Origin of the sequence: Microbacterium sp. NPDC057658, assembly GCF_042799975.1 — a bacterium.
In the GTDB taxonomy this organism is placed as follows: domain Bacteria; phylum Actinomycetota; class Actinomycetes; order Actinomycetales; family Microbacteriaceae; genus Microbacterium.
Window position 1 is genome coordinate 1,158,992 of the sequence record NZ_JBHVHT010000001.1, and the last position, 24,567, is coordinate 1,183,558.

Genomic DNA, 24,567 nt, shown 5'->3' on the forward strand with positions numbered 1-24,567 from the left:
GAGAGGAGGAAGAGGAAAAAGGAGAAGAGAGAAAGAAGAAAGAGGAGAAGAAGGGGAAGGGAAGAAGGGAGGAGAAGGAAAGAAGAGGGAAGAGAAGGGGGGGGGGGGGGGGGCGCCCCCCCAACGGGCCCCCCCCCGCCGGCATCCCCCATGACCTCTCCTCTCCTCACATCGACACCGCGATCGTCCGCACGGCTGTTCGATCCGAAGCTGCTCATCGGCGTCCTCGTCGTGGCGGCACTCCTGGTGATGTCTCTCTTCACCGGCGTGTACGACATCGCCGGCGCCGACGACGGCGCGCAGATGTTCCAGATCACCCGCGTTCCCCGCACGATCGCGCTCGTGCTCGCCGGCGCGGCGATGGCGATGGCCGGCCTCGTCATGCAGCTGCTCACGCAGAACCGCTTCGTCGAGCCGACCACCACCGGGACCACGGAGTGGGCGGGACTCGGGCTCCTCGCCGTGATGGTGCTCGTGCCGCAGCCCTCGCTTCCGCTGCGCATGGCCGGAGCCGTGCTCGCCGCGTTCGTCGGCACGATGGTGTTCTTCGCGTTCCTCCGCCGCGTCGCGTTGAAGTCGTCGCTCATCGTGCCCATCGTCGGCATCATGCTGGGCGCGGTGGTCGGCGCCATCACGACCTACTTCGCCCTCGCCACGAACTCGCTGCAGATCATCGGCGTCTGGTTCGCGGGCAGCTTCACGTCGGTCATGCGCGGCCAGTACGAGATGCTGTGGATCGTAGCCATCATCGGCGTCATCGTCTTCCTCGTGGCCGACCGGCTGACCATCGCCGGGCTGGGGGAGGAGATCGCCACCAACGTCGGGGTGAACTACAACCGGATGATCCTGCTCGGCACCGCGCTGATCGCGGTGACGACCGGCGTGGTGACCGTCGTCGTCGGCAACCTCCCCTTCCTGGGGCTCATCGTCCCGAACATCGTCTCGATGGTCCGTGGTGACGACCTGCGCAGCAATCTGCCGTGGGTGTGTCTTCTCGGCATCGCGATCGTCACCGTCTGCGACATCATCGGGCGGACGATCATCATGCCGTTCGAGGTGCCGGTGTCGCTGATCCTCGGTGTCGTCGGCGCGGTCGTGTTCGTGCTCCTCCTCCTTCGGCAGCGTCGTCGTGGCTGAGGCGACGATGACGGCGACCACGGCCCCGCGGACGACGCGGTCGGCCGGGGCGTTCACGACCGCACGGGCGCGCCGCCGCTACATCGTCGTGCTGGTGGTGCTCGGCGTGATCGCCCTCGGTTCCGCCTTCGGTCTCCTCGCCTGGGACAACCCGCTCCCCGTCGGCACCCCCGGCTTCTGGCGCATCGCGCAGCACCGCGCGACCGCCGTGGTCGTGATGGCGCTCGTCGCGGTCGCCCAGGCCGTCGCCACGGTGAGCTTCCAGACGGTCACGAACAACCGGATCATCACTCCCTCGATCATGGGCTTCGAGTCGTTGTACCGCGTCGTGCAGACCACGACCGTGTACCTCTTCGGGGTGGCGGGTCTGGTGGCGATCCAGGGCGTCGGCCAGTTCGCCCTCCAGGTGCTCGTCATGGTCGGGCTCGCCGTCGTGCTCTACGGGTGGCTGCTGTCGGGCCGATACGGCAACCTCCAGATCATGCTGCTCGTGGGCATCGTGATCGGGGGAGGCCTCGGGGCGATCGCCACCTTCATGCAGCGGCTGCTCACCCCCAGCGAGTTCGATGTGCTCGCCGCCCGGCTGTTCGGCAACGTCTCCAACGCCGACCCTTCGTACCTCCCGCTCGCGGTCCCGCTCGTGATCGCGGCGTCCGCCCTGCTGTGGCTGCGGTCCCGGCGGTTGAACGTGCTCGCGCTCGGTCCCGATGCCGCGCGATCGCTGGGGCTCGACCACCGCAGGGAGCAGTTCCTCGTCCTGACGCTCGTCGCGGTGCTGATGGCCACCTCCACCGCCCTGGTCGGACCGATGACCTTCCTGGGCTTCCTCGTGGCGACGCTCGCCTACCAGTTCGCCGACACGCACGACCATCGGCTGATCTTCCCGGTCGCCGTCCTCACCGCGTTCTCGATCCTGGCGGGGGCGTACTTCGTCATGAAGAACGTCTTCTACGCGCAGGGCATGGTGTCGATCCTCATCGAGATCGTGGGCGGCACCGTGTTCCTCATCGTCATCCTCCGAAAGGGCAGACTGTGATCGCACTCGACGGCGTCCGCCGTGACTACAGCAGCGAGGTGGCGATCGGCCCCGTCGACCTCCGGATCCCGACCGGCGGCATCACCGCCCTCATCGGGCCGAACGGTGCCGGCAAATCGACGCTCCTGACCATGATCGGCCGGCTGAACGGGATGGACGCCGGAGCCATCGAGATCGCCGGGCTCGACGTCGCCTCCACGAAGTCGAAGGATCTGGCCAAGGTGGTCTCGATCCTCCGCCAGGAGAACCACTTCGTGACCAGGCTCACCGTGCGGCAGCTCGTGGGTTGCGGCCGCTTCCCGCACTCCCAGGGCCGGTTGACGAGGGCCGACGAGGAGGTCATCAGTCAGGCGATCGACTTCCTCGATCTAGGGGCGCTCGAGGGGCGCTACCTCGACGAGCTCTCGGGCGGGCAGCGGCAGCGGGCCTACGTGGCCATGGTCCTCGCGCAGGACACGGAGTTCGTGCTGCTGGACGAGCCCCTCAACAACCTCGACATGCGGCACGCCGTGCAGATGATGAAGCACCTGCGGCGGGCGGCGGAGGAGCTCGGGCGCACGATCGTCATCGTGCTGCACGACATCAACTTCGCCGGGCACTACGCCGACCACATCTGCGCCATGAAGGACGGCCGGGTGGTGGAGTTCGGCCCGCCGGCGGAGATCATGACGGACGACGTGCTGAGCCGGGTGTTCGACACCCCGGTACAGGTCGTGGAGGGCCCGTCCGGCCCCCTCGCCGTCTACTACTGACGGGCGTCAGAGCTCGACGCCGTGGTCCTCGTCGTTCACGCCCGCGTTGTGGCCGCGGCGGGACTCGTAGCCGAGGAACCAGCCGAACCACACGATCGCGGCGAGCAGCACGCCCAGCCAGACGTTCTGGAAGATGAGGCCGAGGACGACACCGGCGATCAGCAGGCCGACCGTGACGAAGATGCGCAGGGCGGTACGGGACATGCGCTCAGCATACGTCGGTCGCTGCGATCACAGACCGATCAGCGTCGGCGGTGGTCCCCCGGGGCGAGCCGGGGTCCGCGCCGCGCCTCGGCGACGCCGCTCGCGAAGATGAGCCGGATGACGCGCTGCCGGTGGCCGGCCCAGGGTGCGAGCAGTTCGACCATTCCGGCATCGTCCGTGCGGTGCCCGGTCAGGGCATGCCCGACCTCGTGCGCCAGGTGGTAGTCGCCCACGCTGACGGCATCGGGGTCGCCCAGCGCGCGGATCCGGGTCTCCGCAGCGGTCCAGACGCCGACTCCGGGCAGGCTCGTGAGCACGCGGTCACGGTCAGGGCCGGTCGTGGCCGCTCGGACGGCATCGGCGATGCGATCGCCGCGCTCCGCGGCCCGCACGATGGTCTTCGACTGCGGCGGCTCCACGCCCGCGCGATGCCATGCCCAGGACGGGATGCGTCGCCACTGCGCCGCCGTGGGAGCGACGGCCATAGGTCGAGGCGTCGGCCCCGGTGCCGGGTCGCCGTACCGCGAGACGAGGTACCTCCAGGCGCCGAAGGCCTGCATGGAGGTGACCTTCTGCTCGAGGATGCCGCAGGCGAGGGCATCGAAGACCTCGTCCGTGCGTGCGAGCCGGATGCCGGGGTGTCGCCGGGCCGCCTCGGCGATGAGGGGGTGCAGGGAGGGGTCGAAGCCGGTCGGGTCGTCGCCGGCACCGCACAGCGCCGGCACGAGGGCGAGGGCGTGCTCGGCACCCGGGCCCCAGGCGGTCGCCTTGACCTCGTTCCCCGACATCCGCAGGGCGAGGGTCGACGGACCCTGCGGCGTGCGGACCGCGCGCCAGATGACCGGGCCGTCGAAGACCGTCGTCGGATCGGTGCCGCCGCGGCGCAGCATGCCGACGGTGCGCCGGAGATCGAGCGGATGCGGCGGGCGGTACGTCGTCTCCCGCGGAGAGTCCGCGCGGACGGCGCCCGCCGTCGCGGGGGCGGCGGCGAGGGTCATGCGCCCACCCTACGCGCGGCTCCTGACACCGGCCTCCCGGCGACGGGAGCGCGTCAGAAGCGGTCGGGCGACGGGGTTCCGTGGCCGTAGCGGATGACGACGTCGGCGTGACGGTCGAACCGGTAGCCGATGCCGCGCACGGTACGGACGATGTCCTCGTAGCGGCCGAGCTTCGCCCGCAGCCGGCGCACGTGCACGTCGATCGTGCGCTCGCCCGGCGTCTCGTCGTCCTGGGCCTGCCAGAGGGCGGCGACCAGCTCGCTGCGCTCGATCGTGCGGCCCTCGCGGAGGACGAGGTACTGCAGCAGCTCGAACTCCTTGTAGGTGAAGGCGGCGGATTCGCCGTCGATGAGCACGCGCTTGCGGGAGATGTCGACGGTGACACCGGACTCCTCGGGCGTGGTCTCCTCCTCGGCGGCGGCCTTGGTGCGGGCGATCGCGCCGGGCTCCTGCAGGGCGAGACGCACGACGTCGAGGTCTCGGCCGCCGGAGCCGTGCGGGGCGAGGGCGACGGTGGCGTGGGTCTCGGCGCCGGGCGCGAGCTCGGCCAGCGTGCGGCGGAGGGCGTCGACGAGCAGCGGAAGGCTCACACCGGCTTCGGCGGCCTTGATCTCGTCCAGGCCGACGTAGAGGGCGAAGCCGCGGGGCGAACGGACGGCGGGGAGGTCGGCGCCGGCCGGGCCCAGCGGGGCCGACGGCTCGGCGGGTCGGACGGTGCGGTTGGGGGCGGTGACGGCGGGACGCTCGAGAAGGGCGGAGTTCGACATGATGATGGGTCCTCAGGACGTGAGCCCGACGGGAGGGGGCTCGGATGCGTTGCACGAATGACCGGCGGAGCCGGGGAAGCGAGCACGGGTGTGTGCTCGGGACGCTGCTCTCGCAGATGGCGAGGAGTCAGGTCAGGCGAGGTGGCTGTTCGTTCAGCGACACATTCGGCAACACATGTCAACGCGACCGGGCATCATCATCCCGGCAGTCCCGTTCGCCTCCTGGGCGGACAAAGGGCGTGCGTTGATGGTCATGAGGGGATTATGTCCGATCGTGACGGGACATGTCAAAACGCCCGGGCGCGTCGCAAGAGGCGTAACGTGACACGGATGACGATCTCGCACACCGTCGGCGGCTTCATCCTGACCGACGAGAAGGACGCATCGCGGTACAGCCTCACGCGCGACGGGAAGCTCGTCAGCGTGCTCGACTACCGGGACGACGGCCACACGGTCGCCCTCACCCGGGCCTACACGGTCCCGGCATTCCGCGGGAACGGGTACGCCGGGAAGGTGGTCGAGGGGGCCGTGGCCGACATCGCGGAGCGCGGCGACCGCAAGGTGGACGCCGTCTGCTGGTACGTGGCGGAGTGGTTCGCCGCGCACCCCGAGCAGTCGGGTCTTCTCCGCACGCGCTGATCTTCCGGCTGTATGACGAACTGTTACGGCCGCCGCCTGCGAGGATGAGGGCATGAGACTCGCCGAAGCCCTCGCCGCCCGCGCCGACCTGCAGCGCCGCATCGAGCAGCTGCGGGCGCGCATCGTCGCGAACGCCCGGTACCAGGAGGGCGAGGAGCCCGCCGAGGACGCGACGGCGTTGATCGAGGAGGCGGATGCTGCGCTGACCCGGCTGCAGAGCCTCATCCGCCGCATCAACGTCACGAACGCCCGGCTCGACCTCGGCCCGGACGGGACGATGACCGATGCGCTGGCCGCGCGGGACGTGCTGCGCCTGCGTCACGCCGTGCTCACGGATGCGGCGGCCGCGGCCTCGGGGGCGAACGAGCAGTACCTGCGGCAGATGCGCTCGGAGCTGCGGCAGGTGTCCGCGCTGCCCGTCGCCGCGCTGCGTGCGCGGGCGGATGCGGTCGCCCAGGAGCTCCGAGAGCTCGACAACCGGATCCAGCAGGCGAACTGGTCGCACGACCTCGAGGAGGAGAGCGGAAGTCGGTAGTCGCGACGGAGCGGGCACAACCCTCAGCCGGCGGGGCAAGCCCGGCTCCTGTGGGCGGAGGGCAGCCCTGATCTCGCATCGCGCAGCCCCGCACGCCGCACAGGTGAAGGTGCACAGCGCATTTCGCATCACCGCGTGCCGGCCGCCGCGACGAGGGTGGGTCAGGGGACCTTCCGCTTCCTCCTCGTGACTCGGGAGATGGCGCTCCCGGCACGCCTCGGAGGGAATGTCCGAGGGTCTTCGTACCGTGGGGGTATGCGGATCCTGCACACCTCGGACTGGCACATCGGCCGGACGTTCCATGGCAACTCCACCATGGATGCGCTCGCCGAGGTGCTCGCCGCCCTGACCACGCAGGTCAGGGAGCACGAGGTGGACGTCGTCATCGTCGCGGGCGACGTGTTCGACTCCGCCACGCCCTCGGCCGCCGCCTACACCCTGCTCGGAGACGCTCTCGTCGGTCTGCACGAGACGGGAGCGCGGGTGGTCGTCACCAGTGGCAACCACGACTCCGCCGCGCGGCTGGGGTTCCAGGCCCGACTGCTGCGCGACGGCATCCACGTGCTCACCGATCCCCTCGCGGTCGGCACGCCCGTCACGATCGACGATGCCCACGGTCCCGTGCACTTCTTCGGTATCCCGTACCTGGAGCCCGCGATCGTCCGCCAGCACTGGCCGGAGGGCGACGCCGAGGGGCGGCAGCTGCGCACGCAGGCGCAGACCATGACGCACGCGATGACGCTCGTCCGCGCGGGCATGCAGGAGCACGAGGGCCGGTCGGTCGCCATCGCCCACTGCTTCGCCGCGGGCGTGGAGCCGACGGAGGGTCTCGAGCGCGAGGTGCGGCAGGGCGGCCTCGACGTCGTCCCCCTCCGCGCGTTCGACGGCCCCGACTACGTCGCACTGGGCCACATCCACGGTCGCCAGCAGGTGAGCGAGCGGGTGCGGTACGCCGGCGCTCCGCTGCACTACAGCTTCGGCGAACAGCACAAGCCGCGCGGCTCCTGGCTGGTCGACCTGGATGCCGACGGCCTTGCGGGCGTCGAGTGGCTGGAGCTTCCGGTTCCGCGGCGACTGGTCACGCTGACCGGCACCTTCGAGGAGATCCTCTGCGCAGAGAGCGTGGCCGCGCACGCCGACGCCTGGGTGTGCGCCGTCTATACCGACGACGTGCCGCAGACCGAGCCCATACGACGGCTCCGCGAGGCGTACCCGCACTGTGCCATGGTGCAGCATCAGCCCGCTGCGACGGGAGAGGAGCGCGAGCGCTCGTACGGTGAGCGGCTGCGGTCCGCGGTGACCGATGCCGACCGGATCGAGGCGTTCCTCGAGCACGTGCGCGCCGGCCAGGGAGCCACCGAGGTCGAACGCGAGCTGATCCGCGAGGTGCTCGACGACCGCGTCCGCGCGGAAGCCCTCGTCTAGTGCGGCTGCATCGTCTGGAGGTCGAGGGGTTCGGGCCGTTCCGTGCGCGGCAGACCGTGGACTTCGACGCCTTCGCCGACGACGGGATCTTCCTCATCGCCGGCCGCACCGGAGCGGGGAAGTCGAGCATCCTCGATGCGGTCTGCTTCGGGCTGTACGGCGGGGTGCCGCGGTACGACGGCCGGGAGAAGAGGCTCCGCAGCGACCACAGCGAACCGGACGACCCCTCCGAGGTCGTCGTCGAGTTCAGCACGCCGTCCGGCCGTTACCGGGTCACGCGTTCCCCCGAGTACCTCCGGCCGGCCCGGCGGGGAGGAGGCCTGACGAAGCAGGCGGCGGCGGTCTCCCTGGAGGAGCTCACGGACGACGGCTGGGTCGGTCGCGCGGCGCGGGCCGTCGACGTGGCGCACGAGCTCGACGACATCCTTCAGCTCAGCCGCGAGCAGTTCCTGCAGGTGATCCTGCTGGCCCAGAACCGGTTCTCGGAGTTCCTGCTCGCAGGCAGCAGAGACCGGCAGGCGCTGCTGCGCCGGCTCTTCGGCACCGAGCGTTTCGAAGACGTGCAGGCGCGGTTCGACGAGCGGCGGCGCCACGCCGAGCAGAGCCTCGGGGCGCGTCTCGCCACGGTGTCCGCCCGGCTGGACGAGGCCGAGCGCCTCGTGGCGGATGCCGACCTCGGGCGCGACGCCGGCGACGCCGACGGCGAGGTCGGACCGGAGGCGCAGGGGGAGGGCCTCACGACGGCCGATCGCCTGGCGGAGCTGGAACGGGCGCAGGCTCGCGCTGCGTACCGGGCGGAACGGCGCGCTGCCGAGCGTCAGGAGGCGGAGAAGCGGTTCGAGGCCGCCGATGCTGTTCTGGCCGCCGCACGGGAGGATCAACGCGCGCAGAGCGAGCGCGACCGTGCCCGTGCGGCGATGGCGCGTCTGGACGCCGAGGAGGAAGCCATCGCCGAGGCGAAGGCGGAGCTCGCCAGGGCGCGGGCGGCCGAGGTGCTGCGGTCCTCGATCACCGCGGCCGACCGTGCCGTGACGGCGGCTGATGACGCGGTGGCTGCGGAGAAGCGCGCACGCGCGGACTGGGATCAGCTCGGTGTCGAGACCGACGACCTCGATGCGTGGATCGCCGACCGGACACGGGCCTCCGGGGTCTGGGAGCGCGCCGTCGTGCTGGAGGCCGAGGCGCCGCGCCGCGCCGCCGAGCGCGTCACCGCAGAGGAGGCCGTCGCCAACGCCGAGCGCCGGTGCGCCGACGGCGAGGCGGAGCGCGCGGCGCTGCCCGGACGGATCGCCGCCGTCACCGCGGAGCGGGATGACGCCCGTCGGCTCGGCGACCGGCTCCCCGCCATGGAGAGCGCGCGCGTCGCTGCCGAGCTCCGCCGGGAGGCGGCGGAAGAGGCGGCACGTCTGCAGCAGGAGTGCGCCGCGGCCGACCTGGTCCTCGCCGAGGCGACGTCCGCACAGGCCGCCGCGCAGTCGGCTCTGGCCGAGCTGCGCCAGCGCCGGATCGACGGCATGGCCGGGGAGCTGGCGTCCGCTCTGATCGAGGGCCACCCCTGCCCGGTGTGCGGGGCGCGGGAGCATCCGACGCCGGCAGACCACAGCGCCGCGGTCTCCGTGGAGGACATCGCGGCTGCGGAGACTCGGAGGGACGAGGCGGCGCGCCGCGAGCAGCAGGCGAGCTCGACCTGCACGTCGCTGCAGGTCGAGCTCGCTGCGGCTCTGGCGCGCGCGGACGGACGAGACGTCGAGACGGCGAAGGCCGAGCTCGATGCCGCCGTGGCCGCCGAGAAGGAGGCGCTCGCCGCGGCCGAGGCCGCGGGGCTGCGCGACGGCGAGCTCGTCGAACTCAGCGCCCAGCAGAGCGCGCTCGAGGAGCGGCGCGTCCAGGACGAGGCGGCCCTCGCCGAAGCCCGCGAGCAGCTCGCCCTGGTCGTCCAGCGCGACGAGGCCGCCCGTACGGCGATCGACGAGGCGCGAGGGAGCTACGCGTCGGTGGCTGAGCGCATGACGGAGGCCACCACCCACCTCGCCGTCGCACGCCGCCTCCTCGACGCCGAAGCCGAACGGGCGCGGAGGCAGCAGGCGGCCGCGGAGGCGGCTGCCGAGAGGGATGCCGCCCTCGACGCCTCCGAGTTCTCCGACGTCGAGGCCGCCACCGCGGCGCTGCGTCCGCCGGCGGTGCAGACGGAGCTGGACGAGCGGGTGACGACGCACGCCGTGCAACGGGAGAAGGAGCGCGCCCTGCTCTTCGACCTCGAGCTGCGCACGCTGCCGGATGAGCCGATCGACCTCGCGCCCCATGAGCAGGCGGCGCTCGACGCCAGAGCGGCATGGTCCGCCGCCGTCGACGAGGCCACCAGGGCGGCAGGCGACGCGGTGCGGCTGGCCGGCCTCATCGACGCTGCGAAGGACGAACATGCCCGCACGGCGGAGGATGCCGCGGCGTTCGAGGTGCTCCAGGCCCTCGCCGACACGATCGCCGGACGAGGGGCGAACACCCGCAAGATGACGCTGGAGACCTTCGTGCTGGCGGCGGAGCTCGAGGAGATCGTCGACGCCGCGAACCGCCGGCTCCACGACATGTCCGAAGGACGCTACCGCCTGCAGCACTCCGACGCCCTGGCTGCGCGCGGTGCGGCGTCCGGGCTGGGCATCGTGGTCGCCGACGCCTTCACCGGGCAGACCCGTCCGCCGCAGTCGCTCTCGGGCGGCGAGACCTTCCTCACCTCCCTCGCGCTCGCCCTCGGACTGGCCGAGGTCGTGACGGCCCGCGCCGGAGGCATCCGCCTGGACACGCTGTTCATCGACGAGGGATTCGGGTCGCTCGACGGCGACACGCTCGACGTCGCGATGCGCACGCTCGACGAGCTGCGGCAGGGCGGTCGCACGGTCGGCGTCATCAGCCACGTCGAGGCGATGCAGGAGCAGATCCCCGCGCAGCTCACGGTCCGTGCGCTGCCGAACGGACCGAGCGTCATCGAGACGCGCTGAGGTCAGACCCCGTATTCGGCGCGGATCACCTCGCGCAGCTCGATGCTGCACCGGGCGATGGCCTCGCGGAAGTCGGCCAGGGCGCCGTCCTCCGCCTGGTCGGAAACGGCGCGGAAGGCGCGGATCGGCACGCCGAACTGCCCCGCCACCCAGATGTAGGCGTAGGTCTCCATGTCCACCAGGGCGGCACCCATCGGCCGGATCACGGCGGTGACCTCGGCGTCGTTCACGAAGTGATCACCCGTGGCGATCACGACGCCCTCGCGGCCTGTGGTCACCTGCGGCGGAAGCGAGACGTGCCGTCCGACGACGCCGTCCAGGTCGATCACGTCGTGCTGAACCGCGGTCGCGATCTCGTGCACCGCGTACGCACGCCCCTTCTCGATGGAGCCCGCGGTGCCGACCACGACGACCTCGTCGTAGCTCTTCGCGTCGAGGGCGCGGGTCAGGGCGTACGTCGCCGGCAGCTTTCCGGGGCCGGTGACCAGCCGGTCGAAGCCGTCGAGCTCCTCGGGGAAGGCGGACAGTTCGGACTCGAGGGCGGCGACGAGGAGCTTCACCGCTTCAGTCTCTCAGGTCGCGGCCGGATACCGCGTCCCGGCGCAGTGGCGTGACCCGCACGAAACACGGAAGGGGGATACTGGAGCCGAACCGATGAGCGGAGGACAACGTGTCGTTGCAGAAGCAGATCGCGGAAGACCTGGGCGCCCGGCCCGACATCGATCCCGAAGCGGAGGTGGAGCGTCGCGTCGGCTTCCTCGCGGACTACCTGCGCACGACCGGCGCGAAGGGCTTCGTCCTCGGCATCTCCGGCGGACAGGACTCGACGCTCGCGGGGCGCCTCGCCCAGCTCGCGGTGGAGCGCGTGCGTGCGGAGGGCGGGGAGGCCACCTTCCTCGCGGTGCGCCTGCCCTATCGCGTCCAGCACGACGCCGACGACGCGCAGGCCGCGCTGGACTTCATCGCGCCGGACTCCTCGATCGAGGTGAACATCCAGAACGGCGTCGAGGGCGTCGAGAAGGACATCGAGTCCGCCGTCTCCAGCGACATCTCCGACTTCAACCGCGGCAACATCAAGGCGCGCCTCCGCATGGTCACGCAGTACGCGCTCGCCGGGCATGAGGGGCTGATCGTCATCGGCACCGACCACGCCGCCGAGGCCGTCACGGGGTTCTACACGAAGTTCGGCGACGGGGCCGCTGACGTCCTCCCGCTGGCCGGTCTCACGAAGCGACAGGGGCGGGCCCTGCTCCAGTTCCTGGACGCTCCGGAGCGCCTGGCCTTCAAGGTCCCCACCGCCGACCTCCTCGACGACCAGCCGGGGCGAACGGACGAGGACGAGCTGGGGCTGACGTACGAGCAGATCGACGACTTCCTCGAGGGCCGGGAGGTCGATCCCGAGGTCGCCGGCCGCATCGAGGCGCGGTACCTCGCGACCCAGCACAAGCGTCATCTCCCGGTGACCCCCGACGACACCTGGTGGCGCTGACCGGTTCCCCCTGTGCGGGACCGCCCGCTTTTCGCCGTGTCGGATGCCGCGGATAGTGTCGAAGCAGCCGACAGAACGGGAGAATCGTGCGGATCGACACAGAGGCGCAGCGGGTCATCTGGAGCGCGAGCGACCTCAAGGCGGCCGCCGAGTGCGAGTTCGCGTGGTCGCGGGCGATCGACGCGAAACTGGGTCGGGTCCCCGCGGTCGAGGAGCCGGAGGACGCGACGCTCCTCCGCGCCGCCCAGCTGGGAGACGTGCACGAGCAGAACGTGCTCGACCGCTACATCCGGGAGCTCGGCGACGAACGGGTGCACCGGATCGCCAAGGTCTCCTCGAGCGATCCTGAGGCCCTCGCGGCCGCCGTCGACGAGACGCTGAGCGCTCTGCGGTCCGACGCGCTGGTCGTCTTCCAGGCGGCCTTCGCCACCGACGAGTTCGTCGGGTTCGCCGACTTCCTCCGCCGCGATGCGGACGGACGCTGGCGGGTGCAGGACTCGAAGCTCGCCCGAAAGGCCCGCGTGACCGCCCTCATGCAGCTCGCGGCATATGTCGATCAGCTCGACCGGCTCGGCATCCCTCGAGCCGACGAGGTCGACCTCATCCACGGGGACAACAGCGTCAGCACGCACGCCGTCGACGACCTCCTTCCGCTGTTCCGTGTGCGTCGGTCGCGGCTGCGCGCTCTCATCGCGGACCGCGCCGTGCCCGATGGCGCCGCCGGGGCGCCCCTCGCGTGGGGTGACGACCGCGGCGACCTGCGCGTGGTCGCCTGCGGGCGCTGCGCCACCTGCGAGGAGCAGGTGCTGGCCCACCGGGACCTCCTCATGGTCGCCCGCATGCGTCCGGTGCAGCGGGCCCGTCTCCGCGCCGCCGGGATCCTCACGATCGACGACCTGGCTGCGGCGACGCAAGCCCCCGAGGGCATGAACGTCGACACTTTCGAGAACCTCCGCGCCCAGGCCCGGGTGCAGCTGCGGGCGGATGCCGAGGGCGCAGCGACGTACGACGTGCACTACGCCGCGGCGATCCACACCCTCCCGGTGCCCAGCCACGGCGACATCTTCTTCGACTTCGAGGGCGATCCGCTGTACACCGAGCCCGCCCCCGACGGCGAGGCGGAGTGGGGCATCGACTACCTGTTCGGCTGGGTCGACAACGCCGACCAGTACACCGCTCTCTGGGCGCACTCGTTCGCGGAGGAACGCCGGGCGCTGGAGACCTTCCTCGACTTCGTGAAGGTGCGCCGCGCCGCGCACCCCGGCATGCACATCTACCACTACGCCCCCTACGAGACCTCGCATCTGGTCGCGATGGCCGCCCGCCACGGCGTGCGCGAGGGCGAGGTGGACCGCCTCCTCCGTGAAGGCGTGTTCGTCGACCTGTACCCGCTGGTGCTGCGCACCGTGCGGGTCGGGTCGCGGTCCTACTCCATCAAGAAGCTCGAGCCGCTCTACATGGGGGAGGACGTGCGCACGAGCGATGTCCAGAAGGGCGACGACTCCATCGTGCAGTACGTCGCCGCGCGGGAGCTCGCGGCAGCGGGCGCGCAGGCCGAGGCCGACGCCGTGCTCGCCGACCTCGCCGACTACAACCGCTACGACTGCGTCTCGACCCGCCGGCTGCGCAACTGGCTCATCGACATCGCCCGGGCGGAGGGCGTCACGCCGGCCCCGCCGGACGATGCGGACGAGGTCATCTACGAGCCGTCCCCGCGTTCGCTCGCTCTGCTCGGCGACGCGGAGCGTGCGGTGGAGGCCGGTGACGACGGGCTCGTGCACCGGATCGCGGCGGCCGCCATCGACTACTTCCCGCGCGAGGCGAAGAGCTTCTGGGTCGCGCACTTCCAGCGGCTGCGGGAGCCGGTCACCATGTGGGACGGCACGCGCGACGTGGTGAAGGTCGATGCGACCCGCTCGCGGGTGCGCCGCGACTGGAGCATCGGCGAAGGCCGCCGAGTGCTGTCGCGGGAGCTCGAGATCCGCGGCGAGGTGTCCCCGGGCACGACGCTCGGCCCCGGCGCGCAGCCGTTCGCGCTCTACGACGTCCCGGCCCCGTTCGACACCGACGTCCCGTCGCGGGCCGTGCACGTGCCGCACGGGGTCACAGTCGTCGAGGTGCTGGACGACGGGTACCTCGTGGTCGAGTCCGCCGTGCAGGGACAGACCTGGGACGACCTCCCCGTCGCGCTGACCCCTGTGGCGCCGCCTCGCGTGGTGTCGCTGCAGCAGGCGATCGACGAGTGGGCGGACGCGGTGCACGCGGCCGCCCCGGACTTCCCTGAGGACGCGGCCACCGACATCCTCCGCCGCCTGCCTCCGCGCACGGTGTCGGGGAACGCGCTTCCGGCCGCAGGCGACGATCCGATCGACGCGATCGTCCGCGGAGTCCTCGACCTCGACCACAGCTACCTTGCGGTGCAGGGGCCTCCGGGCACGGGGAAGACCTACACGGGCTCCCAGGTGATCGCCCGGCTCGTCAACGAGCACGGCTTCCGCATCGGCGTCGTCGCGCAGTCCCACGCGATCATCGAGACGCTCCTGGAGCGCGTGGTCGCCGACGGCGTCGCCCCGGCTCAGGTGGCGAAGTGCCCCAAGGATGCCGACGCCGATCCCGGCTACACGGTGATCCCGAAGACCGGGATGGCCGCCTTCCTCGCCGAGCATGAGAACGAGGGTGCCGTCGTGGGCGGCACCGCGTGGGACTTCAGCAACACGCAGCGGGTCGCCAGGGGAGAGCTCGACCTGCTCGTGATCGACGAGGCCGGACAGTTCTCGCTCGCCTCCACCATCGCGGTGGCCGCCGGTGCGCAGCGGCTCCTGCTCCTCGGCGACCCTCAGCAGCTGCCCCAGGTCAGCCAGGGCGCCCACCCGGAGCCGGTGGACACCTCTGCGCTCGGCTGGGTGATGGACGGCGATCCCGTCGTGCGTCCGGAGTACGGCTACTTCCTCGCCCGCTCCTGGCGCATGCACCCGTATGTCGCGGCTCCGGTGTCGAAGCTCGCCTACGCCGGGAAGCTCGCGTCCGCTCCCGGTACCGAGCGGCGCGCGGTCGAGGGCATCGACCCGGGCCTGCACGTGGTGCCGCTGCGGCACCGCGGCAACGCGACCCAGTCCCCGGAGGAAGCCGCCGAGGTGGTGCGTATCGTCCGCGACCTCGTCGGCCGCACCTTCCACGACAACGACGCGGAGGGCAGCGTCCGCCCGCTGACGCCGGAGGACATCATCGTGGTGGCGCCGTACAACGCGCAGCGGCAGCTCGTGCACGATGCGCTCGCGGCGGCCGGTTTCGGCGGGGTCCCGGTGGGGACCGTCGACAACTTCCAGGGCAAGGAGGCGGTCGTCTCTATCACGACGCTCGCCGCGTCGAGCGGTCGGGATGCCCCGCGGGGCCCGGAGTTCCTGCTGCTGCAGAACCGGCTCAACGTGGCGATCTCCCGCGCGCAGGTCGTGGCCTACCTCATCCACTCGCCGGCGCTGCTCGACGATCTGCCGTACACGCCCGAGGGCGTCGCGAGGCTCAGCGCCTTCGCCCGCCTGGTGGGTGCGGCCGAAGAGGAGGAATCATGATGTCGTGCGTTCCCGGGCCTGCTGCCGTCGAGACGCCGACGGTCGATGAGGTCCTGCGCGCCGCCGCCGCATGGGCGTGGTTTCCTCGCGGCAGCGAGGACGTCCGCGACAATCTGCTGCTCGTGCGCTACCCGGAGCGGTTCGGAGGCGGCGTCCGCGGCTCCCAGGTGACGTCGACGCGGCCCGCCGCCGAGGTGCTGGACGGAGCGCTGGAACGCACCAGAGCCTGGGGCGAGAACGTCTTCACGTTCTGGACCAACCCCGCGGACGACCCGGACCTCGAGGACGAGCTCCAGCGCCGCGGTGCGGTGCACTTCGACACCGTCACGGTGTTCGCGCGTCCGACCATCGGAGTCGCGGTCGACGTGCCGCCCGGGGTCACCGCTGAGGTCGTGTGCACGAGGGACCAGCTCCGCGAGGTCGACGCGATCAACGTCCCCGTCTGGGAGCAGCAGCCGCTGAACGAGGACGGTCTGGACGCCGAGTTCGCCGAACTCACCGCAGCCCTGTCCACGGGGGAGGGTTTCCGGGTGCTCGGCCGCATCGACGGTCGCGCGGTGAGCACCGGCGGCTGCACGATCGTCGACGGGTTCACCCGGCTGTGGGGAGCGGCGACACTCGCCGCCGACCGCGGGCGCGGTGTCTATCGGGCCGTCCTCGCGGAGCGCCTGCGACAGAGCGCCGCGCGCGGGGCCGCAACGGCGCTCGTCAAGGGCCGCGTCTCGACCTCGGCGCCGATCCTCGCGAGGGCCGGCTTCACGCGTTACGGCGAGGAGCGCGGCTACCGCCTGACCCTCTGACGCGAGTCGAGAGCGCGAGCGAGGTCAGACGGTGCCGTAGAGGCGGTCGCCCGCATCGCCGAGGCCGGGCACGATGTAGCCCTTCTCGTCGAGGCGCTCGTCGAGCGCTCCGAGGACGAGGGTCACATCGCGGTCGCCCGCCATCGCCTCGATCGCTGCCACGCCCTCCGGGGTGCCCAGCAGGCAGATCGCGGTGACGTCCTTCGCGCCGCGGTCGAACAGGAACTGGATGGCCGCGGCCAGCGAGCCGCCGGTCGCCAACATCGGGTCGATCGCGAAGCACTGACGGTCGGAGAGGTCGTCCGGAAGCCGCTCGGCGTAGGTGGTGGGCTCGAAGGTCTCCTCGTCGCGGACCATGCCGAGGAAACCGACCTCCGCGGTGGGGAGGAGCTTGACGAGGCCTTCGAGCATGCCGAGACCGGCGCGCAGGATCGGCACGACGATGGGCCGCGGCTCGGAGATCTTCACGCCCGTGGTCGTGGTGACCGGCGTCGTGATCTCGATCGGCGTGACCTTCACATTCCGCGTCGCCTCGTACGCGAGGAGCGTCACGAGCTCCTCGGTCAGCTGGCGGAAGACCGGCGACGGGGTGCGCGCGTCGCGCAGCACCGAGAGCTTGTGGGTGATGAGAGGGTGGTCGGCGACGTGAACACGCATGGATACAGGCTAATGCGCGCCGCGTCCGCGCACGACATCGGGTGCCGTGGCGGCCGCCTCGTGCTGCCGTAGGCTCGGGGCATGACCGCCGCCGACCGCCTCGCGATGCAGCGGGCGCTCGAGCTCGCCGCCGAGGCCGCCACCGCCGCGGAGATCCCCGTCGGCGCCGTCGTGCTCGACGCGGACGGCCGTGTCGTGGCCGAAGGGCGGAACACCCGGGAGGCTACGCACGACCCGACCGGGCACGCCGAGATCGAGGCGATCCGCGCCGCGGCGTCGGCCCGCGGGTCGTGGAACCTCGACGGCTGCACACTCGTCGTCACCCTCGAGCCCTGCGTGATGTGCGCCGGCGCGATCCTCCAGGCACGCATCGGCCGCGTGGTCTTCGGCGCGTGGGACGACAAGGCGGGAGCGGCCGGCTCGATGTACGACGTGCTGCGCGACCGCCGCCTGCCCTATCGCGCGGAGGTGATCGGCGGCGTGGACGAGCACGCGTCCATCGCTCTGCTCCGCGCCTTCTTCGAGGACCGTCGCTGAACGCTCAGTCCGAGGACTTGAGGACGAACACGTCCGTCGAGGGCTCCGGATCGATCGCGGGACGGTAGACGTCCGGCTCGATGTAGACGACCCGGGCGACCGGCACGGCGGCGCGGATGCGGGCCTCGATCTCGTCGATGTCGTCCGCGACCTCGCGCAGCGGCTTGTCGGCGCTGAGCGCGATCTTCGCGGCGACCATCAGCTCGTCCGGCCCGAGGTAGAGGGTCTTCATGTGGATGATCTTCTCGATCTCCGGACCGTCGTTGATCGCGTCCACGATGCGGTCGTAATCGGCGGGGGTCGCGCCCTCGCCGACGAGCAGGCTCTTGGTCTCCACACCCAGCACGATCGCGATGAGCACGAGCAGAACGCCGATCATCACCGTGCCCAGGGCGTCGAAGACGGGGTTGCCGGTGAGGAGCGTGAGGCCGACGCCGAGCAGGGCGAAGGTGAGGCCGGTGAGGGCCCCGACATCTTCCAGGAGGACCACGGGGAGCTCCGGCGCCTTGGACCGCCGGACGAAGGAGAACCAGGACTGGCCCTTCTCGCGGACGACGTTGCTCTCGCGCACGGCGGTGCGCAGGGAGAACGACTCCAGGCCGATCGCGATGAACAGCACGACGAGCGGGAGCCACCACCAGGTCTGGTCGATCTCATGCGGGTGGGTGAGCTTCTCCACGCCCTCGTAGATCGCGAAGAGCCCGCCGACGGAGAAGAGGATGATCGACACGACGAACGCGTAGACGTAGCGCTCGCGGCCGTAGCCGAACGGGTGCGCGCGGTCCGCGTGACGCTTCGCCTTGCGGCCGCCGAGCATCAGCAGGAGCTGGTTCCCCGAGTCGGCGACGGAGTGGATCGCCTCGGCGAGCATCGAGGCCGAGCCGGAGAGGGCCCACGCGAGGAACTTCGCGAGAGCGATGCCCAGGTTCGCCAGGAACGCCGCGACGATGGCCTTGCTGCCTCCGGATGCACTCATGCGACGAGTCTAGGACGGGAGTCCGAGCGGCACAGGAGCGCCCGCCGTAGGATGACGACATGGCTGATGCGCTCCCGTCCCTCGCGTTCCTCGGTGCCGGATCCATGGGGGGAGCGATCCTCCGCGGGGTGCTCGCCTCTGGCGTCCCGGTGGACGGAGGGATCACCGCGACGAACCGCACGCCGGAGAAGGCGGAGGCGTTCGCGGGCCTCGACGGCGTCACCAGCATCGCGCTGTCCGAGCGGCCGGAGGGCAATGCCGACGCCGTGGCCGGCGCACGGGTGGTCCTGGTCGGGGTGAAGCCGGCGATGGTCCCCGACCTGCTCCGCGAGATCGCGCCGCACCTCAGCCCGGCGACCGTCGTGGTGAGCCTCGCCGCGGGGGTCACGCTGCAGACCTTCGCGGATGTCCTCGGCCCGGAGGCCCGCGTCATCCGCTCGATGCCGAACACCCCGTCGACGATCCGCAAGGGGGTCACGGGGCTCGCGGCCGGCGCCGCGGCGACTCCCGACGACCTCGCGCTCGTGCGCCGTCTGTTCGAGACGGTGGGGGCGGTGGTGGAGGTCCCCGAGTCGCAGATCGATGCGCTCTCGACGATCTCGGGCTCCGGTCCCGCCTACGTGTTCCTCCTCATCGAGGAGTTCACCGCGGCCGCGCGGGAGATGGGCTTCGCCGACGCGGACGCCCGGCTGCTGGCCGAGCAGACCTTCATCGGTGCAACCGCGCTGCTGGATTCGACGGGGGAGGACCCCGCCGAGCTGCGCCGCCGGGTGACGAGCCCGAAGGGGACGACGGAGCGCGCCGTCGCCGTGCTCCAGGACGCGCATCTGTCCGACACCTTCGCCGCCGCTGCCGCCGCCGCCCTCGCTCGCGCAAAGGAGCTCGCCGCCGGCGCCTGATCCCACCCTCGCGGGAACAGGCGATCACGCGAGTTCAGGCGGCCAGCGCCCCTGGAGCCTGAACGCGCGCGAGTGCCTGTTGCGGCGAGGTGCGGCTAGGCCTCGCTGGCGACCTCGGCGAGCACCTCGGGCCAGCGCCGCTGCAGGGTGCGACCGCCGAGCACCGTGCCGCCCCACAGCGCGACCCCACCGAGGACGACGGCGGCTGCGAGGCTCGCCCAGCCCAGGGGCGGGATCCAGATCGACGCGATCGCGAAGCCGAGGGCGGGGCCGCCGAGCAGCAGGGTGATCGGCGACATGATGAGCATCGCGAGGAAGGACTGCGCGCCCCCGGAGGAGCCGCGTCCGAACGGGTTGGCCTCCGGTGCCGGAGCTCGCCCCGGAAGGAACGCGCCCACCCAGGAGCCCGCGCCCGCCGACACCGCCATGAGCCCGAGAGCAGCGCCCAGGCTGCCCGGAAGCAGATCCGGACGCCCGGCCAGCAGACAGGTCACGACGCACAGGAGGATCGTGATCGGCACCGCCACCAGCGCGAACCCGAGCAGGCGTCCGACGCGATCGGCCGTCCCGCTCACCCCGGTCAGGATGTGCAGTGCGACGGCGTCGTTGTCGTAGGCGATCGCCATCTGCACGATGCTGCCGGCGAGGAGGGCGTTGATCGCGGGGATGAGGGTGATCGCGGGCGCGAAGCCGGTACTGTCCTGCTGCAGTCCGTTCATGAGCGCGAGCCCGAGGAAGATCGCGGGGAGCAGCAGGAGCATCACGATGTTGACGACCTGACGCGGGTCGCGACGGAAGTAGCGGAGCGTCCGTCCCGCGATGGCGCCGACGGGCCCCGCGGGAAGAAGACGGTCGAGCACGCCTCCCGAGCGCACGCGTCCGCCCCCGCTCGACTGCAGGGGGGCGACGAGGCGCGCAGCGAGCATCCGGCGCGCGGCGACCCAGAAGACGACAAGGGTGGCGGCGGCGATGAGCAGCCGCAGGGCGGCGGTGACGACGTCGCCCTGTGCCACCGCGGCGGGGACTCCGAACACGGCGGCGACCGGCGTCCACGCGGCGATCTCGGCGACCGCGGTGAAGGCGCCCCCGACGTCGCGCACGGTCGACAGCGCCTGCAGCCCGATGTTCAGGAGGAGGCCGGAGGAGGCCAGCAGCACCACGCCGAGGGTGAGGACGAGGTCGCGCGTCCGCCGACGGGCGAGCCATCCCGCGAGCAGCCCGCTGACGACGCGGGCGCCGAGGACGCAGGTCGCGAGGGCCACGGGGACCATGAGCACCGCGACGAGGAGGGCCGGCACGCTGACCGACCATCCCACGAGCATCAGCAGCAGGGCCAGGGCGGTGCCGATGCCGCCGATCGTCGTCATCCCCGCCACGACCAGTCCGGGGAGGAGAGCGCGGGCGGTCACCGGGAGCAGGGCGAAGCGCTCGGGGGCCAGCGAGTCGTCCGCGCTGACGAGGATCGACCCGATCCACCATCCGAGCACGATGATGGCGCCGGTGAGCACCATCGCGGTCACGGCGGCGTCCGGGGCGCCCACCCGCAGGGCGATCAGCCCCACGGTCAGAAGCCCCAGCATGCTCAGCGCGATGAGACCCACGATCACGAGGGTCACGATCATCCAGGGGTTGCGCCTGAGCTGATGTCCGAGCTGTCGCAGCCGCAGGCCTACGAGGAGCGCAACCACGCGAGCGTCTCCGTTCCGAGGTCGTGCGCGCCCACGAGGGTGAGGAAGCGCTCCTGCAGTGTGAGCCCGGCCCGCACCTCGTCGAGGGCGCCGTGGGCGAGCAGACGCCCCTCGGCGACGATGGCGACGCGGTCGCACAGCGACTCGACGAGCTCCATGACGTGGCTGGAGAGGACGACCGTGCCGCCACCGTCCACGAAGGAGCGCAGGATCTGCCGGATCGTCTGTCCGGAGACCGGGTCGACGGCTTCGAGGGGTTCGTCGAGGATCAACAGCCGGGGCGCGTGGATGAGCGCGCAGGCCAGGCCGATCTTCTTCTTCATGCCCGCCGAGTAGTCGACGACGAGGGTGTCGCCCGCCTCCGTCAGGCCGAGCGCGTCGAGGAGCTCACCGGAGCGGGAGACGACCTCTGTCTCCGGCATGCCGCGCAGCAGGCCGGTGTAGCGCAGCAGCTCGGCGCCGCTGAGCCGGTCGAGCATCCGGATGCCGTCGGGGAGCACGCCCATCCGCGCCTTCGCGGCGGCAGGGTCCTGCCAGACGTCGGCGCCGAGCACCCAGGCCGTCCCGGCGTCCGGGCGCAGGAGCCCGGTGGTCATCGCGAGCGTTGTCGTCTTGCCGGCACCGTTCGGGCCGAGCAGCCCCAGCATCGAGCCCGCGGGGACGTCCAGCGACAGCGCGTCGACGGCGACCTTCTGGCCGAACTGCTTGCGGAGCCCGCGGAGGGCGAGGACGGGCGGTGCGGGGGCGTGATCGCTCATGCCCCCATCCCACCACGCCTGCCGCGACCGGCGCATCCGCCGCGGGGAGGACCCGGCTCAGCGGTCGAGGGCGGCGAAGCGCTCGATGTCGCTGTTCGTCCCGGAGACGATGATGAGGTCGTGGTTGGTCACGATCGTGTTGGCCTCCGCGTAGCGGAACGGCTTGCCCGGGCTCTTCACCCCGACGACGGTGACCTTGTACTTCGAGCGCACGCCGGACTCGTTCAGGCCGACGCCGCGGATGAACTTCGGCGGGTACATCTTGGCCAGGACGAAGTCGTCGTCGAAGCGGATGAAGTCGAGCATGCGCCCGCTCACGAGGTGGGCCACGCGCTCGCCGGCCTCGCGCTCGGGGTAGATGACGTGGTTGGCGCCCACGCGGGCCAGGATCTTGCCGTGCGACTGGGAGACCGCCTTCGCCCAGATCTGCGGCACCTTGAGGTCGACGAGGTTCGCCGTGATGAGCACGGACGCCTCGATCGAGGAGCCGACGGCGACGACCGCGACCTGGAAGTCCTGGGCGCCGATCTGGCGGAGGGCGTCGATGTTCCGGGCGTCGGCCTGCACCGTGTGCGTGACGCGGTCCGACCACTTCTGCACGAGCTCGAGGTTGTCGTCGATCGCGAGCACCTCGCGGTCGAGGCGGTCGAGCTCGCCGGCGCAGGCGGCGCCGAACCGGCCGAGACCGATGACGAGGACGGGAGCGTCCCCCCGAAGGACTTCAACCAACGATCGGCCTTTCCACGGGCAGTGAGTAGTACTGCGTGCGCGATGTCGCGGCGACTGCCGCAGCGAGAGTCACTGTACCAACGCGGCCCATGAAGATCGTCGCGGCCATGACGTACGAGGCGGAATCCGGAAGCTCCCCGGTGAGGCCCGTCGAGAGCCCGACCGTGCCGAACGCGGAGATGACGTCGAAGAGCACGTGGCTGATGTCGGCCTTGGTGATCTGCGCGATCACGATGGTCGACAGCGCGACGATGGTGGCGCCCCAGGCGACGACGCTGAGGGCGACCCGCTGCACGTCGCTGGGGATGCGGCGGCCGAACGCCTCGACGGACTGGCGGCCCTTCGCCTCGGACCAGACGGCGATCGCGAGGACCGCGAGGGTCGTCACCTTGATGCCGCCCGCCGTCGACGCCGACCCGCCGCCGACGAACATGAGCATGCTGGCGGCGAGCAGCGACGAGCCGTTGAGGTCGTCCATCTCGATGACGTTGAAGCCGCCGGAGCGGGTCATCGCGGAGAGGAAGAACGCCTGGAAAGTCGTGTCCGCCGCGTCCATCGACCCGAAGGTCTTGGGATTGTCGTATTCGAGGATGAGGAAGGCGGCCGCGCCGAGGATGAACAGCAGCACCGTGGTGACGATGGTCAGCTTCGAGTGCAGCGACCACCGCTTGACGTGCCAGACGTGCTTCGCGAGCGTGTAGATCACCGGGAAGCCGATGCTCCCGAGGAACACGCCGACCATGAGCAGCGACAGCACGAGGTAGTCGTCGGCGAAGACGGCCACTCCGCCGTCGTTCGGGGCGAAGCCGGTGTTGGTGAACGCCATCGCCGAGAAGTACGGGGCCTCCCAGAGCGCGGCGATCGGGTCCACCCCCGCCATCACCAGCGCCGGATACAGGAGGGCGGCGAGGGCCGCTTCGATGAAGAGGGCGGAGAGGGCGACCGTGGTGAGCAGCTGGCCCACCTCGCCGAGGCGCACCGTCTGGCTCTCGTTGACCACGCCGCCGTGCGCGCGGAGCGGGTTCGTGTCGCCGGCCGCCATGAGCTTGGCCCGCAGCCCGAGGCGCTTCGAGATGAGCATCCCCATGAGGGAGGCGAGGGTCAGCACACCGAGGGCGCCGATGTTGACGCCGATGAACACGACGACGTGCCCGAACGGCGACCAGTGGTTGGCCATGTCGACGGTCGCGAGGCCCGTCACGCAGATCGTGGAGACGGCGGTGAAGAGCGCGTCGCTGAGCGGTGTCACCGTGCCGCTGGCGGACGCGATCGGCAGCGAGAACAGCACCGTGAACACGAGGATCAGCAGCGCGAAGACGGCGATGGCGAACCGGGACGGCGACGAGGTGATGAGGTGCTTCACCCGGCCGGCGGCTCCGGGAAGACCGGTGCGAGGAGACGACGCCGAAACGATGCCCGACATCGCTGCCCCCTTCTTCCGCGCCGTCCGTTCCACGGCCGCAGCACGGCGCCTCTCGCCGAGCCTTCGTCATGGTACTCCGTGCCGGGGCGCACTACCCTGATCACATGACGGACATCTTCGACGTGATCGCAGACGGTACGAGGCGCGACATCCTCCAGCTCCTGCTCCGACGCACGTCCGAAGGCGAGTCCGGCACGAGCGTGAGCCAGATCGTGGCCGACCTCGGCATCAGTCAGCCCACCGTCTCGAAGCACCTCAAGGTGCTCCGCGACGCCGATCTCGTCACCGTCCGCGAAGACGGGCAGCGCCGCTTCTACAGCCTGTCCGTCGCGCCGCTGGAGGCCGTCGACGACTGGCTGGTCCCGTTCCTCGTCGATGCGTTCGGCGATGCGGCACCGGACATCGCCTATCCGGGCGCCCCGATTCCCGACGGCGCCGCGCACGCGGCCGAGGTCGTCGGGCGTGCGGCCGCCTCCGCCAAGCACGTGGTCACGAACGCGCTGAAGCGTCTCGGCGCCTGATCCCGCGCCCCGCACAGACGGAGAACCGCCCCCGA

The 24,567-nt window shown here is 71.3% G+C and carries 23 protein-coding genes; 13 read left to right on the forward strand and 10 right to left on the reverse strand.

Going from position 1 to position 24,567, the window contains the following annotated elements:
* The first annotated feature begins 150 nt into the window (after positions 1–150).
* Genes ACFU8V_RS05470 through ACFU8V_RS05480 form a run of 3 tightly spaced genes read left to right on the forward strand, consistent with a single transcriptional unit; the run spans position 151 to position 2,925 of the window.
* Complete coding sequence (locus tag ACFU8V_RS05470) at positions 151–1,137, forward strand: ABC transporter permease (protein ID WP_378869612.1); 987 nt, start codon at positions 151–153, stop codon at positions 1,135–1,137.
* A 7-nt stretch (positions 1,138–1,144) separates the two neighbouring features.
* The gene (locus ACFU8V_RS05475) at positions 1,145–2,173 is read left to right on the forward strand and encodes an iron chelate uptake ABC transporter family permease subunit (RefSeq protein ID WP_025104489.1); all 1,029 of its coding nucleotides are present in this window, start codon (positions 1,145–1,147) and stop codon (positions 2,171–2,173) included.
* A complete protein-coding gene (locus ACFU8V_RS05480; RefSeq protein WP_378869615.1) occupies positions 2,170–2,925 on the forward strand; it encodes an ABC transporter ATP-binding protein in 756 nt (251 codons plus the stop codon). Before ACFU8V_RS05475 ends, ACFU8V_RS05480 begins: the two co-directional genes overlap by 4 nt.
* A 6-nt stretch (positions 2,926–2,931) precedes the next feature.
* Here ACFU8V_RS05480 and ACFU8V_RS05485 read toward each other — a convergent pair whose 3' ends face one another.
* From ACFU8V_RS05485 to ACFU8V_RS05495, 3 genes are read right to left on the reverse strand one after another with little or no spacing between them, the layout of a single operon-like run.
* The gene (locus ACFU8V_RS05485) at positions 2,932–3,129 is read right to left on the reverse strand and encodes a hypothetical protein (protein ID WP_025104487.1); all 198 of its coding nucleotides are present in this window, start codon (positions 3,127–3,129) and stop codon (positions 2,932–2,934) included.
* A 38-nt stretch (positions 3,130–3,167) separates the two neighbouring features.
* Positions 3,168–4,127 (reverse strand): DNA-3-methyladenine glycosylase family protein, encoded by a 960-nt coding sequence (locus tag ACFU8V_RS05490; protein ID WP_378869618.1) that lies wholly within the window; start codon positions 4,125–4,127, stop codon positions 3,168–3,170.
* A 53-nt stretch (positions 4,128–4,180) separates the two neighbouring features.
* Entirely contained in the window at positions 4,181–4,894 is a 714-nt protein-coding gene (locus ACFU8V_RS05495; protein ID WP_378869621.1) for a winged helix-turn-helix domain-containing protein, read from the reverse strand.
* A gap of 330 nt (positions 4,895–5,224) precedes the next feature.
* Between ACFU8V_RS05495 and ACFU8V_RS05500 the strand changes: the two genes are divergently transcribed.
* The 4 genes from ACFU8V_RS05500 (at position 5,225) to ACFU8V_RS05515 (ending at position 10,486) form a co-directional block, all read left to right on the forward strand.
* On the forward strand, positions 5,225–5,533 hold the full coding sequence (locus ACFU8V_RS05500; RefSeq protein ID WP_378869624.1) for a GNAT family N-acetyltransferase: 309 nt from the start codon (positions 5,225–5,227) through the stop codon (positions 5,531–5,533).
* Between the two features lie 52 nt (positions 5,534–5,585).
* Positions 5,586–6,068, forward strand: a complete 483-nt coding sequence (locus tag ACFU8V_RS05505) for a DIP1984 family protein (RefSeq protein WP_085603871.1) — start codon at positions 5,586–5,588, stop codon at positions 6,066–6,068.
* 255 nt (positions 6,069–6,323) lie between these two features.
* Positions 6,324–7,493, forward strand: a complete 1,170-nt coding sequence (locus ACFU8V_RS05510) for an exonuclease SbcCD subunit D (RefSeq protein WP_378869627.1) — start codon at positions 6,324–6,326, stop codon at positions 7,491–7,493.
* Positions 7,493–10,486, forward strand: coding sequence for an AAA family ATPase (locus ACFU8V_RS05515; protein WP_378869629.1), 2,994 nt, complete (start codon positions 7,493–7,495; stop codon positions 10,484–10,486). Before ACFU8V_RS05510 ends, ACFU8V_RS05515 begins: the two co-directional genes overlap by 1 nt.
* Before the next feature lie 2 nt (positions 10,487–10,488).
* Here ACFU8V_RS05515 and ACFU8V_RS05520 read toward each other — a convergent pair whose 3' ends face one another.
* Complete coding sequence (locus ACFU8V_RS05520; RefSeq protein ID WP_025104480.1) at positions 10,489–11,046, reverse strand: nucleoside phosphorylase; 558 nt, start codon at positions 11,044–11,046, stop codon at positions 10,489–10,491.
* A gap of 110 nt (positions 11,047–11,156) precedes the next feature.
* Here ACFU8V_RS05520 and nadE point away from each other — a divergent pair, with 110 nt between their 5' ends.
* The 3 genes from nadE (at position 11,157) to ACFU8V_RS05535 (ending at position 16,344) form a co-directional block, all read left to right on the forward strand.
* The gene (nadE, locus tag ACFU8V_RS05525; protein WP_025104479.1) at positions 11,157–11,975 is read left to right on the forward strand and encodes an ammonia-dependent NAD(+) synthetase; all 819 of its coding nucleotides are present in this window, start codon (positions 11,157–11,159) and stop codon (positions 11,973–11,975) included.
* Positions 11,976–12,061: 86 nt separating this feature from the next.
* The gene (locus ACFU8V_RS05530) at positions 12,062–15,544 is read left to right on the forward strand and encodes a TM0106 family RecB-like putative nuclease (protein WP_378869634.1); all 3,483 of its coding nucleotides are present in this window, start codon (positions 12,062–12,064) and stop codon (positions 15,542–15,544) included.
* Positions 15,541–16,344, forward strand: coding sequence for a GNAT family N-acetyltransferase (locus ACFU8V_RS05535; protein WP_378869637.1), 804 nt, complete (start codon positions 15,541–15,543; stop codon positions 16,342–16,344). Before ACFU8V_RS05530 ends, ACFU8V_RS05535 begins: the two co-directional genes overlap by 4 nt.
* 24 nt (positions 16,345–16,368) lie before the next feature.
* Here ACFU8V_RS05535 and upp read toward each other — a convergent pair whose 3' ends face one another.
* Positions 16,369–17,001 carry a uracil phosphoribosyltransferase gene (gene upp / locus ACFU8V_RS05540; RefSeq protein WP_025104476.1) on the reverse strand — a complete coding sequence of 211 codons (633 nt, stop codon included), beginning with the start codon at positions 16,999–17,001 and terminating at the stop codon, positions 16,369–16,371.
* 81 nt (positions 17,002–17,082) lie between these two features.
* Between upp and ACFU8V_RS05545 the strand changes: the two genes are divergently transcribed.
* The gene (locus ACFU8V_RS05545; protein ID WP_036292935.1) at positions 17,083–17,538 is read left to right on the forward strand and encodes a nucleoside deaminase; all 456 of its coding nucleotides are present in this window, start codon (positions 17,083–17,085) and stop codon (positions 17,536–17,538) included.
* Between the two features lie 4 nt (positions 17,539–17,542).
* Here the strand turns inward: ACFU8V_RS05545 and ACFU8V_RS05550 are convergent, their stop codons facing one another.
* A complete protein-coding gene (locus ACFU8V_RS05550; protein ID WP_126894011.1) occupies positions 17,543–18,514 on the reverse strand; it encodes a cation diffusion facilitator family transporter in 972 nt (323 codons plus the stop codon).
* 59 nt (positions 18,515–18,573) lie between these two features.
* On the opposite strand from ACFU8V_RS05550, the gene proC reads away from it, so the two are divergent.
* Entirely contained in the window at positions 18,574–19,413 is an 840-nt protein-coding gene (proC, locus tag ACFU8V_RS05555; protein WP_378869642.1) for a pyrroline-5-carboxylate reductase, read from the forward strand.
* Between the two features lie 95 nt (positions 19,414–19,508).
* Here proC and ACFU8V_RS05560 read toward each other — a convergent pair whose 3' ends face one another.
* From ACFU8V_RS05560 to ACFU8V_RS05575, 4 genes are read right to left on the reverse strand one after another with little or no spacing between them, the layout of a single operon-like run.
* Positions 19,509–21,101: a hypothetical protein gene (locus tag ACFU8V_RS05560; RefSeq protein ID WP_378869645.1), complete on the reverse strand. Its 1,593-nt coding sequence runs from the start codon at positions 21,099–21,101 to the stop codon at positions 19,509–19,511.
* Positions 21,083–21,859 carry an ABC transporter ATP-binding protein gene (locus ACFU8V_RS05565; protein WP_085603845.1) on the reverse strand — a complete coding sequence of 259 codons (777 nt, stop codon included), beginning with the start codon at positions 21,857–21,859 and terminating at the stop codon, positions 21,083–21,085. Before ACFU8V_RS05565 ends, ACFU8V_RS05560 begins: the two co-directional genes overlap by 19 nt.
* Before the next feature lie 57 nt (positions 21,860–21,916).
* Positions 21,917–22,588, reverse strand: coding sequence for a TrkA family potassium uptake protein (locus ACFU8V_RS05570; protein ID WP_025104470.1), 672 nt, complete (start codon positions 22,586–22,588; stop codon positions 21,917–21,919).
* A complete protein-coding gene (locus ACFU8V_RS05575; protein WP_025104469.1) occupies positions 22,581–24,011 on the reverse strand; it encodes a TrkH family potassium uptake protein in 1,431 nt (476 codons plus the stop codon). Before ACFU8V_RS05575 ends, ACFU8V_RS05570 begins: the two co-directional genes overlap by 8 nt.
* A gap of 104 nt (positions 24,012–24,115) precedes the next feature.
* On the opposite strand from ACFU8V_RS05575, the gene ACFU8V_RS05580 reads away from it, so the two are divergent.
* Entirely contained in the window at positions 24,116–24,532 is a 417-nt protein-coding gene (locus ACFU8V_RS05580; RefSeq protein WP_378869649.1) for an ArsR/SmtB family transcription factor, read from the forward strand.
* Positions 24,533–24,567: the final 35 nt, after the last annotated feature.